The organism is Hydrogenophaga sp. GW101-3F08, from assembly GCF_059424585.1.
In genome coordinates this window covers 126,854-143,014 of record NZ_JBWKZP010000004.1, presented here as the reverse complement: position 1 = coordinate 143,014, position 16,161 = coordinate 126,854, and the positions used below count along the sequence as shown (strand labels likewise).

15 protein-coding genes are annotated in these 16,161 nt (G+C 65.0%); 12 read left to right on the top strand and 3 right to left on the bottom strand.

What is annotated here, in order from left to right:
• Nucleotides 1–56: 56 nt before the first annotated feature.
• From AC07YZ_RS12805 to map, 4 genes are all read left to right on the top strand, one after another.
• Nucleotides 57–446 carry a hypothetical protein gene (locus AC07YZ_RS12805; protein WP_494795010.1) on the top strand — a complete coding sequence of 130 codons (390 nt, stop codon included), beginning with the start codon at nt 57–59 and terminating at the stop codon, nt 444–446.
• A gap of 174 nt (nt 447–620) precedes the next feature.
• A complete protein-coding gene (locus AC07YZ_RS12800) occupies nt 621–1,604 on the top strand; it encodes a hypothetical protein (RefSeq protein WP_494795009.1) in 984 nt (327 codons plus the stop codon).
• 414 nt (nt 1,605–2,018) lie between these two features.
• Complete coding sequence (locus AC07YZ_RS12795) at nt 2,019–2,258, top strand: ParD-like family protein (protein WP_494795008.1); 240 nt, start codon at nt 2,019–2,021, stop codon at nt 2,256–2,258.
• Entirely contained in the window at nt 2,255–3,097 is an 843-nt protein-coding gene (gene map, locus AC07YZ_RS12790) for a type I methionyl aminopeptidase (protein ID WP_226492082.1), read from the top strand. Before AC07YZ_RS12795 ends, map begins: the two co-directional genes overlap by 4 nt.
• 15 nt (nt 3,098–3,112) lie before the next feature.
• On the opposite strand, the gene AC07YZ_RS12785 is transcribed toward map, so the two are convergent.
• From AC07YZ_RS12785 to AC07YZ_RS12775, 3 genes are read right to left on the bottom strand one after another with little or no spacing between them, the layout of a single operon-like run.
• Nucleotides 3,113–3,361: a SlyX family protein gene (locus AC07YZ_RS12785; RefSeq protein WP_226492083.1), complete on the bottom strand. Its 249-nt coding sequence runs from the start codon at nt 3,359–3,361 to the stop codon at nt 3,113–3,115.
• Between the two features lie 59 nt (nt 3,362–3,420).
• A complete protein-coding gene (gene msrB / locus AC07YZ_RS12780; RefSeq protein WP_226492084.1) occupies nt 3,421–3,828 on the bottom strand; it encodes a peptide-methionine (R)-S-oxide reductase MsrB in 408 nt (135 codons plus the stop codon).
• 13 nt (nt 3,829–3,841) lie between these two features.
• On the bottom strand, nt 3,842–5,383 hold the full coding sequence (locus tag AC07YZ_RS12775) for a protein adenylyltransferase SelO (RefSeq protein WP_494795007.1): 1,542 nt from the start codon (nt 5,381–5,383) through the stop codon (nt 3,842–3,844).
• Nucleotides 5,384–5,529: 146 nt separating this feature from the next.
• Between AC07YZ_RS12775 and AC07YZ_RS12770 the strand changes: the two genes are divergently transcribed.
• From AC07YZ_RS12770 to AC07YZ_RS12735, 8 genes are all read left to right on the top strand, one after another.
• Nucleotides 5,530–7,167, top strand: coding sequence for a 3-(methylthio)propionyl-CoA ligase (locus AC07YZ_RS12770; protein ID WP_494795006.1), 1,638 nt, complete (start codon nt 5,530–5,532; stop codon nt 7,165–7,167).
• Nucleotides 7,164–8,399: a branched-chain amino acid ABC transporter substrate-binding protein gene (locus AC07YZ_RS12765; RefSeq protein WP_494795005.1), complete on the top strand. Its 1,236-nt coding sequence runs from the start codon at nt 7,164–7,166 to the stop codon at nt 8,397–8,399. Before AC07YZ_RS12770 ends, AC07YZ_RS12765 begins: the two co-directional genes overlap by 4 nt.
• A gap of 139 nt (nt 8,400–8,538) precedes the next feature.
• On the top strand, nt 8,539–9,771 hold the full coding sequence (locus tag AC07YZ_RS12760) for a branched-chain amino acid ABC transporter substrate-binding protein (RefSeq protein WP_226492087.1): 1,233 nt from the start codon (nt 8,539–8,541) through the stop codon (nt 9,769–9,771).
• Nucleotides 9,772–9,986: 215 nt separating this feature from the next.
• A complete protein-coding gene (locus AC07YZ_RS12755) occupies nt 9,987–11,009 on the top strand; it encodes a branched-chain amino acid ABC transporter permease (RefSeq protein WP_494795004.1) in 1,023 nt (340 codons plus the stop codon).
• Nucleotides 11,010–11,015: 6 nt separating this feature from the next.
• The gene (locus AC07YZ_RS12750) at nt 11,016–12,308 is read left to right on the top strand and encodes a branched-chain amino acid ABC transporter permease (RefSeq protein ID WP_494795003.1); all 1,293 of its coding nucleotides are present in this window, start codon (nt 11,016–11,018) and stop codon (nt 12,306–12,308) included.
• Between the two features lie 107 nt (nt 12,309–12,415).
• Nucleotides 12,416–13,210: an ABC transporter ATP-binding protein gene (locus AC07YZ_RS12745; RefSeq protein WP_226494688.1), complete on the top strand. Its 795-nt coding sequence runs from the start codon at nt 12,416–12,418 to the stop codon at nt 13,208–13,210.
• A gap of 13 nt (nt 13,211–13,223) precedes the next feature.
• On the top strand, nt 13,224–13,919 hold the full coding sequence (locus tag AC07YZ_RS12740; protein ID WP_494795002.1) for an ABC transporter ATP-binding protein: 696 nt from the start codon (nt 13,224–13,226) through the stop codon (nt 13,917–13,919).
• 103 nt (nt 13,920–14,022) lie between these two features.
• Nucleotides 14,023–16,131 carry a 3-hydroxyacyl-CoA dehydrogenase NAD-binding domain-containing protein gene (locus AC07YZ_RS12735; protein ID WP_494795001.1) on the top strand — a complete coding sequence of 703 codons (2,109 nt, stop codon included), beginning with the start codon at nt 14,023–14,025 and terminating at the stop codon, nt 16,129–16,131.
• The last annotated feature ends 30 nt before the right edge of the window (nt 16,132–16,161 follow it).

Here is a 16,161-nt window from a genome sequence, read left to right as displayed (position 1 = left end):
CAAACGTGCGGATCACCCGGGACGGGGAAGTCCCTTTCATTCGTTAGGCGCTCGAAATGCCACTACAGCGAAACGTCGCGCAGCAGAATGCAGAAACAGAAGCAAAGGTACGACAGGCTGCCGAAATGTTTGCCTCACACCCTACCCGCCTTGCCTGGCTAAACGCAATACTTCTCTCACACGGTCTCGTTCCAAACTCAGGCATCCTGGCAAGACTTTCTGAGGTTCCAGCACAAGAAGGCAATCTGTTCAGCGGTGTCTGGCTAAGTCAAGCCGAAGAGTTCTGGGAGTTCGAAGTAGTCGTTTCCCGCGAAAGCGGCGAGTTGCTAAGCACGGAGCGCTTCGAGAACACGACAAACACGGTTTCGGTCAATCAGGCGCTCCGCGGCAGAGGTAAATCTTTCGGTCGCATAGCAATAGAAGTCCTCCGCGGTTCGAGCGCCTAACCCCTTATATGGACTCCCCCACAAGGGCAAGAAACTGATGGATGTTTTGGCTGTTGGGGAATCGCCCCAGCATGGAATCTGCAGGACCGTCGCGCCAATCAATCGAGCGGACAGGCGCCGGCAAGCCGGCGCCTGCCGCTCATGTCGAACGTTAGCAATCAGGAAATTCCCACCATGCGATCACGCCCTTCTCTTCTTGCCGCGCTAGTCATCTTTACCGCATGTACTGCTGCTGCTGAGCTGAAGCCTTTTGAGTTTCAACCCGAAGCAAAGCAGCCGGATCGTGTCACGCAAAAACCAGCGTGTGGCTTCTCCGACCTGAAGCTACCCTCCGACTTTGCAGTTTTCGCTGCAGGCGCATATTCAGGGCGCAAAATTTCCTTCCAAGTTGACCAGAGCGGTCACGAAGGCACTCAAATAGATGTCGCAGTGAATAGCCCCAATAAGCCTGTAGTGCTGATGCTGGGTGCGTACGAACCAACCATTTGGAATATTGGATGGTCAACGGGGACAAGGATTTTGGCGGTTCTTGTGAGTGGGTACCACCGGCAAGCTGTCGCTGGCTTAGAGAAGAATGTCCCACAGTTAAATAGTTCTTATGACAATCACGGTCCATGTGGCTATTTCTACGTAACCAACAACACCCTTTCCGCACTAAACCCAATGGCAAAGCGCGTTTTCGGGCGGCCTGTCGAAATGGTTTTTCCTGCTGAGAAAGGCCGGGTAGTCATAGGGGTGCCATTACAAGTAGAAACCAAACTGGTCACGTCCCCTGAAACCACGCCAGCATCGTTCTACGATAAAAATGCTCCTATCGCTGGTCCTGCGGGGCTAGAAGATGCCGTTCGTAAAGGTTTACTGAGAAAGGCCACAGCAACTGATGCCGACGCTTGGGCAGATGCAGTTATCCAGAATTCTCCGCAACGAGATATTCCTCCCGTGGCAGGTAAGGGCATTCCAAAACCGCCAAAGCCATCTTTTTATAACGCATACGTTGTCCTGAAATCGTTCACGTATCCCTCTGGGCTATACGGTGGCAACTCGGCCACTTTCATAATCCCTAAGGGCATACCGCGGCCAGACGGCAATCCCGGGCACTCGGCAGTTTATGACTTTAATACACTCAATTGCCAGGGTCCATTGTGCGGTGATCGCTAACCCTGCGTTCCAGCGGGCGCCCTGCAGGCGCCACGGAACTCCGCGGTTGAACGACTGCTTTCCTTTCGCGCTCCGACTGCTCCTGGCCTATTCTGTTGAAAAACTCGTCGACAGTGATGAAGACCTCTTTTTTGGGAGTGCTTGAACCCTTGGCAGGACTGTGATCGTCGATCCTCGATCGATCTGAGAGGTCGATTTTTCCGGTGGCGCGTGCGGAGTTGAGCGAGAAGAGTTTTTCAACAGAATAGGCCGGCACCGGCCCCATGCATCCAGCCTCCTTCAGCCACCAACAAGCAAACCATCTCAAGAAAAAAAACCCGGGCGCTCAAGGGCCGTTCCCCCGCCCCATGCCCCCGCCGCCCGTTCCCTTGGTAATATACGAACCAGCTACAAACCGTATACAAGGAGGCTCACATGGGCATCATCAAGATTTCAGAGCAGATGCATGAAAACCTGCGTCTGACCAGTGGGGCGCTGAGCCGCTCCATGAACGCGCAGGCCGAACATTGGCTGCGCGTGGGCATGTTGTCGGAGCTGAACCCGACGCTGTGCCACGGCGAGATCTGCCAGTTGCTGATCGAATCGGAGCGGCAGGCGCCGCCGCCGGCGAGCCTTCGAAGCGTGCCGTCCGCCGGCCTGGAGAAGGCAGCATGACGGGCGGCAAGCGGGGGGTGACCATCAAGACGGCGGCCGAGATCGACATGGCCCGGCGCGCTGGGAATCTGGCGGCGGACGTGTTGCGCATGATCGGCGAACACGTGAAGCCGGGTGTGACCACGGACGAGCTGGACCGGCTCTGCCACGACCACATCGTGAACGAGCTGAAGGCGATTCCGGCCAACATCGGTTACCACGGCTACCCGAAGACGATCTGTGCTTCGGTGAACCACGTGATCTGCCACGGCATCCCGTCGGACAAGAAGCTGAAGGACGGCGACATCGTCAACATCGACGTGGCGCTGATCAAGGACGGCTGGTTCGGCGACACGAGCCGCATGTATTGCGTGGGCGAGCCGGGCATTCTGGCCAAGCGCCTGGTGCGCACGACCTACGAGGCGATGCGCGCGGGCATCCAGCAGGTGCGCCCGGGCGCGACGCTGGGCGATGTGGGCCACGCGATCCAGTCGGTGGCGCACGCGGCGGGGTTCAGCGTGGTGCGTGAGTACTGCGGCCATGGCATCGGGCAGATCTACCACGACGAGCCGCAGGTGTTGCACTACGGCCAGCGCGGCGCGGGCCTGAAGCTGGCGCCGGGCATGGTGTTCACGGTGGAGCCCATGATCAACGCGGGCAAGCGCGAGACCAAGGAGCTGTCGGACGGCTGGACGGTGGTCACGCGCGACCGTTCGCTTTCGGCGCAGTGGGAACACATGGTGGCGGTGACGGACACCGGTTTCGAGATCCTCACGCCCTGGCCCGATGGCCTGGGCGATTACGCGGCGATCGAGCCGGTGAGCGCCGCGCCTGCTGTGGGTGTGTTTGAGCCGGTCTGAGAGCGCGCGCCCGGTTCAGTAATGCGGTGGCAGTTCGTCGCGTGGGTTGCGAAACCCGGGTGAGCCGCCGTCGGCAGCGCCCTGGCGGCGCAACTGGCTCACTTCGCGCAGCAGCAGGTCGATCTGTTCCTGTTGGCGGGCAACCACCGCATTCAGCGTGTCGAGCAGGTCGTCGGCGTAGCTGGCCTTGATCTCTAGTTCGGTGAGGCGGTCTTCCAGGTGCACGGCGGCGGGGGCTGAGGGTGGGGTCGAAGCGGTGCTCATGGGGCTATTGGACACCACGCCGGCGCGTGATCCGCAGCGCATGAAACAACCCCAATCCCTCACTCCGGCCGATGTTCGAGCGAGGCGGAGTTCATGCAGTAGCGCAGGCCGGTGGGCGAGGGGCCGTCGTCGAACACGTGGCCCAGGTGCGCGCCGCACTGGCTGCACACGGTTTCCACGCGCACCATGCCGTGGCTGCGGTCGGTGATCTCGGTGATGGCGCCGGGCACGGCCTGCGAAAAGCTGGGCCAGCCGCAGCCGGCGTCGAACTTGGTGCTGGCGTCGAACAGGGTGTTGCCGCAGCAGATGCAGTGGTAGCTGCCGTCGGCCCAGACCTGCTCGTATTTGCCGGTGAACGGGCGCTCGGTGTGGGCGTGGCGGGTCACGTCAAAGGCGCCGCGCTCGGCGCCTTTCTCGGCGAGCAGGGCGCGCCATTCGGCTTCGGTCTTCTGGACGGGGAAGGTCATGGGGGGAACTCCTTCAGGACGAGCAGCTGATTTCGATGTGGGCCGCCCAGTCGGGCGGGAAGCCGGCCAGGTCTTCGTGGCCGGGCAGGGCGGTGTACGGGGTTTCGAGCGCGGTCTGCAGCCGCCGCAAGGCCGAGAAGTCGCCCTGGCGGGCGTGCTGGATCGCGATCTCGCCCAGGTGGTTGCGCAGCACGGTCTGGGGGTTGGTGGCCAGCATGCGCGCCTGCGTTGCGGCGGGGTCGAAGTCGGGCTGGCTCTGCAGGCGGCCGCGCCAGTGCAGGGCCCAGGCGTCGAAGGCTTCGCGCTGCAGGAACAGGTCGCGCACCGGCTCGATGGCCTGGCGCGCGGCGGTCTGGTCGGCCAGGGGTTCCGCAAAGCCGGCCACGGCGTGCGAGAGGCGGCGCCAGAAGATGGTGAAGTCCACCGCGTCGCGGGCCATGAGCTGCATCAGCTGGTCGACCAGCTCCGGGTCGCCGTCCTGCACGGTGGCCAGGCCGAGCTTGGCGCCCATGCGCTGCTGCAGCGCGGCGGGGAAGACGGCCTTGTAGGGCTCCAGCGCGTCCAGCGCCTGCTGCTGGTCGTCCATCAGCGGCAGCAGGGCCTGGCCCAGGCAGAACAGGTTCCAGTGCGCGATGTTGGGCTGGCGGTGGTAGGCGTAGCGCCCGCCGGTGTCGCTGTGGTTGCAGATGTGGGCGGGGTTGAAGGCGTCGAGAAACTGGAACGGGCCGTAGTCGATGGTCAGGCCCAGGATGCTCATGTTGTCGGTGTTCATGACGCCGTGGCAGAAGCCCACCGCCTGCCACTGCGCCACCATGGCCGCGGTGCGCGCGCTCACGGCTTCGAGCAGGTTGGCGTAGGGGTTGCCGTCGGCGATGCGGCAGCCGGGGTAGAACTGGTCGATCACGAAGTCGGCCAGCTGCTTGAGCGCGGCGTGCTGCCCGCTGTGCGAGAAGTGCTCGAAATGTCCGAAGCGGATGAAGCTGGGCGCCACGCGGGTGACCACCGCGGCGGTCTCGATCTCTTCGCGGCGCACCGGCGCGTCGGACCCGGTGACGCACAGCGCCCGGCTGGTGGGGATGCCCAGGGCGTGCATGGCTTCGCTGCAAAGAAACTCGCGGATGGAGCTGCGCAGCACGGCGCGGCCGTCGCCCATGCGCGAATACGGCGTGAGCCCGGCGCCCTTGAGCTGGATCTCCTGCGGCCCCTGCTCGCTGGGCAACTCGCCCAGCAGGATGGCCCGCCCGTCGCCCAGTTGCCCGGCCCACTGGCCAAACTGGTGGCCGCTGTACACACTGGCCAGGGGCCGCATGCCGGGCAGCAGGCGATTGCCGGTGAAGGCCTGCAGGGCGTCGTCGGATGCCGCCCAGGCCTCGTCCAGGCCGAGCTCGCGCGCCAGCGCCGGGCTGCTGCCCACGAGGTAGGGGGCCGGCAGCGGCGTGGGGCGCAGTTCGGTGTAAAACGCAGGGCCGAGGCTGGCGAAGCGGTGGCTCCAGCGGCCGGGCGCCAGGCCGGCCACGGTGTCGGCGCCCGCGGGCGCGGAGTGGGGAGGGGTCATGCGCCGCATTGTCACCGGGATGACTTGCACCCACGCCCGGGCGGGCTATCCGGGGCAACCCGCTGTGAATCGCGCCAGCGACTGCGGCATGATGCGAACGGCTGTTCTATTTCAGTGCAAGTGCCACTACACCAAGGAGACTTCCCATGCTGGGACAAATGCAAAGCCAACCGCTGCTGATCTCGTCGCTGATCACCCACGCCGAGCGCCACCACGCCAGCACCGAGATCGTCTCGCGCCGGGTCGAGGGCGACATCCACCGCAGCAACTGGGGCCAGATCGCCCGCCGCGCGCGCCAGGTGGCCAACGCCCTGGACGGCCTGCACCTGGCCGCGGGCGACCGCGTGGCCACGCTGGCCTGGAACGGCTACCGCCACCTGGAGCTGTATTTCGGCGTCAGCGGCACCGGCCGCGTGCTGCACACGCTGAACCCGCGCCTGCACCCCGAACAGCTGGCCTGGATCGTGAACCACGCCGACGACCGCGCGGTCTGTTTCGACATGAGCTTCCTGCCGCTGGTGCAGGCGGTGGCGGGCAAGTGCCCGGGCGTGAAACACTGGGTGGCGCTGTGCGACGCCGACAAGCTGCCGGCCGACAGTGGCGTGCCCGGCCTGCTGAGCTACGAGGCCTGGATGGGCGCGCAATCGGAAAAATACCTCTGGCCCGATCTGGACGAAAACAGCGCTTCGAGCATGTGCTACACCAGCGGCACGACGGGCAACCCCAAGGCCGCGCTGTATTCGCACCGCTCCACGTTGCTGCACGCGTATGGCGCGGCGCTGCCCGACGCGCTGGGCTGCTCGGCGCGCGATTCCATCCTGCCGGTGGTGCCGATGTTCCACGTCAACGCCTGGGGTCTGCCGTACTCGGCCGCGGCCGTGGGCTGCAAGCTGGTGTTCCCCGGCCCGGCGATGGACGGCAAGTCGGTCTACGAACTGATCGAATCCGAGAAGGTGACGATGGCCGCGGGCGTGCCCACGGTGTGGCAGATGCTGCTGGGCCACCTGCAGGCCGGTGGTCTGAAGTTCAGCACCCTCAAGCGCACGGTGATCGGCGGCTCGGCCTGCCCGCCGGCCATGATCAACGCCTTCAACGACACCTACGGCGTGGAAGTGCTGCATGCCTGGGGCATGACCGAAATGTCGCCCCTGGGCACGGTCTGCACGCTGAAGAACGCACAGCTCGCGCTGCCGCCCGAAGAGCAGACCAAGGTGCGCCTCAAGCAGGGCCGCGCGGTCTACGGCGTGGACATGAAGATCGTGGACGAGTCGGGCAACGAGCTGCCCTGGGACGGCAAGGCCTTTGGCGACCTGCTGGTGCGCGGCCCGTGGATCATCGCCAGCTACTTCAAGGGCGAGGGCGGCGACCCGCTGCGCTACGACGCGGCGGGCAAGGGCTGGTTTCCCACCGGCGATGTGGCCACCATCGACGCCGACGGCTTCATGCAGATCACCGACCGCAGCAAGGACGTGATCAAGTCCGGCGGCGAGTGGATCAGCTCCATCGACGTGGAAAACATCGCCATGGCCCACCCGGCTGTGGCCATGGCCGCCTGCATCGGCATGAAGCACCCGAAGTGGGACGAACGCCCCATCGTGGTGGTGGTGAAGAAGCCGGGCGCCGAGCTCACGCGTGAAGAGCTGCTGGCGTTCTACGAAGGCAAGACCGCCAAGTGGCAGATCCCGGACGACGTGGTCTTCGTGGATGCGATTCCCCTCGGCGCCACCGGCAAGATGCAGAAGATGACGCTGCGCCAGCAGCTCAAGGACTACGTGCTGAAGTGAAGCACCCCCTGCGCCGCTTCGCTCTGGTGGCCGCGCTGATGTGGCCGCTGGCGCTGTGGGCCCAGCAGGGCCAGACCGTGCGCATCGCCTTCATCGACCCGCTCTCGGGGCCGTCCGGCGACATCGGGCGCAACAGCCTCAAGAGCTGGCAGTTCATGGCCGAGCGCAAGAACGGCGCGGCCAACCCGGCCGGCGTGCGCTTCGTGGTGGCCGGCTTTGACAACAAGGGCTCGCCGCAGGAAAGCCTCAACGCGCTCAAGGCCGCCATCGACCAGGGCTTTCGCTACATCGTGCAGGGCAACGGCTCGGGCGCGGCGGCGGCCATTTCGGACGCGGTGACGCGGCACAACGCGCGCGACCCGGAGCACCCCGTGCTCTACATCAACTACGCGGCCATGGACCCGGCGCTGACCAACGAAAAGTGCAGCTACTGGCACTTCCGTATCGACGCCGATACCGGCATGAAGATGCAGGCGCTCACGCGGTTCATGGCCGTGCAGCCCGCGCTGCAAAAGGTCTTTCTGCTGAACCAGAACTACGCCCATGGTCAGCAGGTGTCGCGCTATTTCCGTGAGGCCATGGCGCAGCAGCGCCCGGACGTGCAGGTGGTGGGCGATGAACTGCACCCGCCGTTCCTGGGGATCGACTTCACCCCCTTCGTGCAGCGCATCCGCGACTCGGGCGCGCAGGCGCTGGTCACCGGCAACTGGGGCGCCGACCTGCGCGACATGATCCAGGCGATGCAGCGGCAGGGCCTGACCATTCCCCTCTACGCCTACTACCCCGGGCTCGTGGGCACGCCCACCGCGCTGGCCGAGAGTGGTGTGCGCCTGCCGGTCTACCAGGTGGCCTACAACCACTCCAACCAGGAAGGCCCCATCGGCGAGCTGGCCACGGCCTTTCGCCAGCGCTACGGGGAGGACCTGACGGTGTACGCCGCCTACGACGGCATCGAGATGCTGGCGCACGCCATGGCCCACGTGCGCTCGACCGAGCCCGCCCGCGTGGCCGCCCGGCTCAGCGGCATGATCTTTCGCGGCTTCAGCGGCCCGGTGCAACTGCGCGCGGACGACCACCAGCTGCAAAAAGGCATTTACATCTCGCGCTGGCAGAAGGTGGACCCGCGCCACCCACGCAGCGCCGAAGACACCGGTTACACCTTCGCCCCGGTGCAGTACTTCGAAGGGCCCGGGCTGGCCGGCCCGTCGCGCTGCCAGATGCTGCGGCCTTGAGGTGTTGGCAGAAGCTCGTACCGCTACGCATGTGCGAGCGCACAGTCACCTGCGCGATAGGTGCTAGGGGCAATCCCTGAGGGTCGGGAGGGGGCAAAGGCTTACGCTGGCGTTTTCCCCCTACCCAAGGAGACCACCTGTGAAATTCGTTCTCAAATCCGTCGCCGTTGCCGCCCTGTCGCTGACCCTGGCGAGTGCCTTCGCCCAGAAGGGCGAGACGGTCAAGATCGCGCTGATCGATCCGCAGACCGGCCTGATGGGTCCGGTGGGCATGAACCAGATGCGCAGCTGGCAGTTCTTTGCCGAGAAATTCAGCGCCAGCAACCCCGCGGGTGTGAAGTTCGAGATGGTGGCGTTCGACAACAAGCTCAGCCCGGCCGAAAGCCTCAACGCCTTCAAGGCCGCGCTGGACCAGGGCGTGCGCTACATCACCCAGGGCAACGGCTCCTCGGTGGCCGGCGCGCTGATCGACGCGGTCAACAAGCACAACGAGCGCAACCCCGGCAAGGAAGTGATCTTCCTGAACTACGCCGCGGTGGACCCCGATTTCACCAACAGCAAGTGCAGCTACTGGCACTTCCGCTTCGACGCCGACACCTCGATGAAGATGGAGGCCATGACCACCTTCATGAAGGACCAGAAGGACGTCAAGGCGGTCTATCTGCTCAACCAGAACTACTCGCACGGCCAGCAGGTCGCCAAGTTCGCCAAGGAAAACCTGGCCCGCAAGCGCCCCGATGTGAAGGTGGTGGGTGAAGACCTGCACCCGCTGGCCCAGGTGCGCGATTTCGCACCCTACATCGCCAAGATCAAGGCCTCGGGCGCCGACACCGTGATCACCGGCAACTGGGGCTCCGACCTGGCGCTGCTGATCAAGGCGGCCAACGAAGGCGGCTACACCGGCAAGTTCTACACCTACTACACCGGCGTCACCGGCACCCCGACCGCGCTGGGCACCGGTGGTGAAGGCCGCGTGTTCCAGGTGGCCTACCAGCACTACAACATGGGTGGCCAGATGGGCAAGTGGGCCGACGAGTTCAAGGCCAGGGTGAAGGACGACATGTACACCGGCGCCATCCCCACGGCGTTCAACGTGCTGAGCGCGGCCATGGCCAAGGCCAAGTCCACCGACCCGGTGAAGGTGGCCGCGGCCATGGAAGGCATCAAGGTCAACAACTTCAACGGCGAAGTGGAGATGCGCAAGAACGACCACCAGCTGCAGCAGCCGCTGTACCTCACGGTCTGGCAGAAGGCCGACAAGAAGTACCCCTACAGCCCGGAAAACACCGGCATGACGCTGGCGCCGGTGAAGGAATTCCCGTCCTATGTGTCGAGCACGCCGACCAGCTGTGAGATGAAGCGGCCTGGATAAGGAGTCACCCCCGCCGCGCTGCGCGCGACCCCCTCAAGGGGGCAGCGCGAGCGGCCCGGCGGAGCCGGTTCCGCCGCGCTCTGGGCTTGGGCATTTCGCGCCGGCTGTTCGCTATGTCTTCATGATGTGATGCCGGTCGCTTGAGCGGGCCATACTCGGTCCGCTTCCGCTCATTCTTCTTCTCCCAACCGCTTCGCCCTCGAAAGGCCTGCTTCATGGAGTTCTTCATCATCTCCATGCTCAACGGCGTGAGTTACGGCTTGCTGCTGTTCCTGTTGAGCTCGGGACTGACCCTCATCTTCAGCATGATGGGGGTGCTGAATTTTGCGCACGCCAGCTTCTACATGCTGGGTGCCTACATCGGTTATTCGGTGGCGCAGCTGGTGGGTTTCTGGCCCGGGTTGATCGTGGCGCCGCTGGTGGTGGGTGCTCTGGGCGCGCTGTTCGAACGGCTGACGCTGCGCCGGGTACACAAGTTCGGCCACGTGCCCGAGCTGCTGGTGACCTTCGGCCTGTCGTACATCGTGCTGGAGCTGGTGCAGCTGATCTGGGGCCGCACGGCGGTGGAGTTCGCGCCGCCCGAGCTGCTGCGCGGCCCGGCCTTCACCCTGGTGCACCACGCCAACGACACGCTGGAATGGTTCTGGGGCTCGGTGGACGGCGCGGTCTGCGCGGGCCAGGGCGTGATCTGCTCGCCGTTTCCGGCCACGCGCGGTTTCATGATGCTGGTGGCGCTGCTGATGCTGGTCTCGCTGTGGCTGCTGCTCACGCGCACGCGCATCGGCCTGATCATCCAGGCCGCGCTGACCCACCCCGAGATGGTGGAGAGCCTGGGCCACAACGTGCCGCGCGTGCTGATGCTGGTGTTCGGCGCCGGCACCGGTCTGGCCGGGCTGGCCGGCGTGATCGGCGGCAGCACCTTCGTGACCGAGCCCAACATGGCGGCCACGGTGGGCTCGGTGATCTTCGTCGTGGTGGTGGTGGGCGGCATGGGCTCGCTCTCGGGCGCCTTCCTGGCCTCGCTGCTGATCGGCGTGATCCAGACCTTCGCCGTCGGGCTCGACCATTCGTTCGTCAGCGTGGCGCAGCAGTTCGGCATGGAGGTGAGCGACGCGATGCGCGAGAACTCGGTGCTCAAGCTCACGCTGTCGCAGGTCGCGCCCATCCTGCCCTACCTGTTCCTGGTGCTGATCCTGATCTTCCGGCCCAAAGGTCTGTTGGGCACAAGGGAAGGTTGACCGACCATGTCAAAACCGTATTACGAATTCAAACCCTACAACGTCGGCCGCTGGATCGTGTGGTCGCTGTTCGCGCTGGTGCTGCTGGGCGCGCCGCTGCTGTTCAGCGGCAACCTGTCCATCACCATGCTCTCGCAGATGGGCATCGCCATCATCGCCTGCCTGTCCTACAACATCCTGCTCGGCCAGGGCGGCATGCTGAGCTTCGGCCACGCGGTCTACACCGGCCTGGGTGCGTACATGGCGATGCACGCGCTCAACGCGGCGGCCGACGGGCAATGGCCGATCCCGGTGAGCCTGATCCCGCTGGTGGGCGGTGTGGCCGGGCTGTTTTTCGCCATCCTGTTCGGCTATGTGACGACCAAGAAGGCCGGCACGCCGTTCGCCATGATCACGCTGGGCATGGCCGAGCTGGTGTTCGCCATGTCGCTGATGTTCTCCGAGTTCTTCGGCGGCGAGGCCGGCGTGTCGGGCAACCGGGTGGTGGGCGAGGCCTTCATGGGCATCACGTTTGGCCCGCCGCGCCAGGTCTATTACCTGATCGCGGCCTACACCTTCGTCTGCGTGGGCCTCATGTTCGCCTTCACGCGCACGCCGCTGGGCCGCATCCTCAACGCCGTGCGCGACAACCCCGAGCGCGTGGAGTTCATCGGCTACAACACGCAGAAGGTGCGCTACCTGGCGTTCATGATCGCGGGCTTCTTCGCCGGCATCGCGGGCGGCCTGGGCGCGCTGAACTTCGAGATCGTCACCGCCGAGGTGGTGGGCGCGGCGCGCTCGGGCGGCTATTTGCTGTTCACCTTCCTGGGCGGCGCCACCTTCTTCTTCGGCCCCATCATCGGCGGCATCCTGATGGTGCTGGCCGCGGTGCTGCTCTCGGAACTGACCAAGGCCTGGCTGCTCTACCTGGGCCTGATCTTCCTGTTCATGGTGATGTACGCGCCGGGCGGCATCGCCAGCCTGATCATGATGAACCTGCGCGTGGCCTCGTTCGGCAAGCTGCGCGAGGTCTGGGTGGCCTACCTGGCGCTGGGCGTGACGGCGCTGGTGGTCTTGCTGGGCGGCGGAGCCATGGTGGAAATGATCTACCACCTGCAGCTCGACGCGGCCATGGGCGACGTGGTGAAGTACCTCGGCATGTCGCTGCACCCGAAAGACGCGGGCAGCTGGTTCGGCGCGGCCTTCGTCACGCTGACCGGCCTGGGCATCTTCGAGCTGACGCGGCGCCAGTTCAGCGCCCAGTGGGCCGAGATCCAGACCGAGATTGAAAAAGAAATCAAGCGCCGGGAGACGCAATGAGCGCAGCGCCGGGCCGTTCCCAAGCAAGCTCGCACCGCAGCCCGCAGGGCGGAGGAACAACTATGAGCACAGCGACCGCGAACCCCATGCAGCCGCACGACAAGTCCATGAGCCATGTGCACGCCGGCGGTTACGCTTTGGAACTGCGCGACCTGCGCAAGCGCTTCGGCAAGACCGAGATCATCCGCGGGGTGGACCTCGCGGTGCGCCCCGGCGAGCGCGTGGCCATCATCGGCCCCAACGGCGCGGGCAAGTCCACGCTGTTCAACCTGATCTCGGGCCGCTTCGAGCCCAGCAGCGGCGAGGTGCTGCTCAACGGCCACCGCATCGACGGCAAGCGGCCGTTCGAGATCAACCGCCTGGGTCTTTCGCGCAGCTTCCAGATCACCAACATCTTCCCCAAGCTCAGCGTGTTCGAGAACCTGCGCTGCGGCGTGCTCTGGAGCCTGGGCTACAAGTACACGCTGTTCCGCTTCCTGGCCGGCATGGACGACGCGAATCAGCGCGCCGACGAGCTGATGAAGATGATCCGGCTCGACAAGAAGCACGACACCCTGGCCATGAACCTGACCTACGCCGAACAGCGCGCGCTGGAGATCGGCATCACCATCGCGGGCGGCGCCAACGTGATCCTGCTCGACGAACCCACGGCCGGCATGAGCAAGAGCGAGACCAGCCGCTTCATCGATCTGATCCGCGAGGTGACCGTGGGCAAGACCCTGCTGACGGTGGAGCACGACATGGGCGTGGTGTTCGGCCTGGCCGACAAGATCGCGGTGGTGGTGTACGGCGAGGTGATCGCCTTCGACACGCCCGAGGCGGTGCGCGCGAACCCGAAGGTGCAGGAGGCGTACCTGGGCTCGGTGCTCGCCGACGAGCAGGCAGCCTCCGCCGGCCACTGAGAAGGGACTCACCATGCTGAAAATCGAAAACCTCCACGCCTACTACGGCAAGAGCCACGTGCTGCACGGCGCTTCGTTCGACGTGGGCCAGGGCGAGATCGTGGCCCTGCTCGGACGCAACGGCTCGGGCCGCTCCACCACGGCCAAGGCCATCATGGGGCTGGTGGAGTGCGAGGGTTCCATCCGGTGGAAGGGGCAGGAGATCCGGGGCCGCAAGTCCTTCGAGATCGCGCATCTGGGCCTCGGCTACGTGCCCGAGAACCGCGACATCTTCCCCAAGCTCACCGTGCAGCAGAACCTGCTGCTGGGCCAGAAGGGCAAGGGCAAGGATGCCCGCTGGAGCTTCGACGACATGTACGCCATGTTCCCGCGCCTGAAGGAGCGCCAGCACACCGAGGCCGGCGTGCTCTCGGGCGGCGAGCAGCAGATGCTCACGCTGTGCCGCACGCTCATGGGCGACCCGGACCTGATCATCATCGACGAGCCCACCGAGGGCCTGGCGCCCAAGATCGTGGAGCTGGTGGGCGAATACCTGCAGAAGCTCAAGGCCCGGGGCGTGTCGGTGTTGCTGATCGAACAGAAGCTCACCATCGCCATGGCCATCTCCGACCGCGCCTTCGTCATGGGCCACGGCAGCATCGTGTTCCACGGCACGCCGGAAACGCTCAGAGCCGACCCGTACACCAGAAAAGAGTGGCTGGAGGTCTGACCCGCTTGCGACAGGTGGCACTTGCCGCACCGCACAAATTCCCTAAAATCGCACGACCGTTCGTTTTTGAACCGTTTTCCCCGTATCCAACAGAGGAGATTCCATGACCGCTGAGTACCAGGTCCACGGCGATGTGGCCGTCATCACGCTGAACAACCCGCCGGTCAACGGCCTGGGGCTGTCGACCCGGCAGGCCATCACCGCCGGGCTGGAGAAGGCCGAGAACGATGCCGCCGTCAAGGCCATCGTGCTCACCGGCGCCGGCAAGGCGTTTTCGGGCGGCGCGGACATCCGCGAATTCGGCTCGCCCAAGGCGATCCAGGAGCCCAATCTGCTGAGCGTGATCCTGGCGGTGGAAAACACCCGCAAGCCGGTGGTCGCGGCGGTGCACAGCGTGTGCATGGGCGGTGGCCTCGAACTGGCGCTGGGCGCGCATTACCGCATCGCGGCCCCCGGCTGCAACGTGGCCCTGCCCGAGGTGAAGCTGGGCCTGATCCCTGGCGCCGGTGGCACGCAGCGCCTGCCGCGTGTGCTGGGCGTGGAAGCCGCGCTGAACATGATCATCAGCGGCGAGCCGGTCAAGAGCGAGATGCTGGCGCAACTGCCCGGCCAGAAGCTGTTCGACAAGCTGGCCGCCTCGCCCGAGTCGCTGGCCGAAGAGGCGCTGGCCTTGGCCCGTGAAGTGGCCGCCAAGCACGCCGACGGCTCGGCCTTGCCGCTGGTGCGCAACCTGCCTTGCAAACACAAGGACGGCGACGCCTACTTCCAGTTCGCGCGCAACATGGTCAAGGGCATGGCGAAGAACTTCCCGGCGCCCGCCAAGTGTGTGGACGCGGTGGAAGCCGCGACCAAGAAGAAGTTCGCCGACGGCATGGCCTTCGAGCGCGAGACCTTCATCAACCTGATGTGGACGCCCGAGTGCAAGTCGCTGCGCCATTTGTTCACGGCCGAGCGCGCCGCGAGCAAGATCCCCGACGTGCCGGAAGACACGCCCAAGCGCGAGATCGCGTCCGTCGCCGTCATCGGCGCCGGCACCATGGGTGGCGGCATCACCATGAACTTCCTCAACGCCGGCATCCCGGTGAAGATCCTGGAAATGAAGCAGGACGCGCTGGACCGTGGCATCGGAACCATCCGCAAGAACTACGAAGCCCAGGTGAAGAAGGGCAAGCTGAAAGCCGACAAGTACGAGCAGCGCATGAGCCTGCTCTCCACCACGCTGAGCTACGACGAGATCGGCTCGGCCGACCTGGTGATCGAGGCCGTGTTCGAGGAAATCGGCGTCAAGGAAGCGGTGTTCAAGGAGCTCGACCGAGTGATGAAGCCCGGCGCGATCCTGGCCTCCAACACCTCCACGCTGGACGTCAACAAGATCGCCCATTTCACGAAGCGCCCGCAGGACGTGGTGGGCCTGCACTTCTTCAGCCCGGCCAACGTGATGAAGCTGCTGGAAGTGGTGCGCGGTGAAGCCACCGCCAAGGACGTGCTGGCCACGGTGATGGCGGTGGCCAAGAAGATCAAGAAGACGGCGGTGGTCTCCGGCGTCTGCGACGGCTTCATCGGCAACCGCATGATCGAGCAGTACGGCCGCCAGGGCGGCTTTTTGCTCGACGAAGGCTGCACGCCCGAGCAGGTGGACAAGGCGATGGAGAAGTTCGGCATGGCCATGGGCCCGTTCCGCATGGGCGACCTGGCCGGCAACGACATCGGCTGGGCGATCCGCAAGCGCCGCTACCAGGAAAAGCCGGACATGAAGTACAGCAAGACCGCCGACCTGCTGTGCGAAAAAGGCCGCTTTGGCCAGAAGGTGGGCAAGGGCTGGTACGACTACGTCGAAGGCAAGCGCGACGCAGTTCCGAACGCCGAGGTGGTGGCCATGATCGAAGACCACCGCAAGGCGTTGGGCATCACGCCACGCAAGATCTCCGACGAAGAGATCGTGCAGCGCCTGGTGTTCTCGCTGGTGAACGAGGCCGCGCACATCCTGGAAGAGGGCATCGCCAACAAGGCCAGCGACATCGACGTGGTCTACATCTTCGGCTACGGCTTCCCGGTGTACCGCGGCGGCCCGCTGAACTACGCCAACGAGGTCGGTCTGTTCAACGTGGTCCAGGCCATGAAGCGCTTTGCCAAGAACCCGCTGGACGACGCGAAGTTCTGGCAGCCCGCACCGCTGCTGGCCCGCCTCGCCGCCGAAGGCCAAACCTTTTGATGACCGCACGAACATTGAATTGAGGACTCC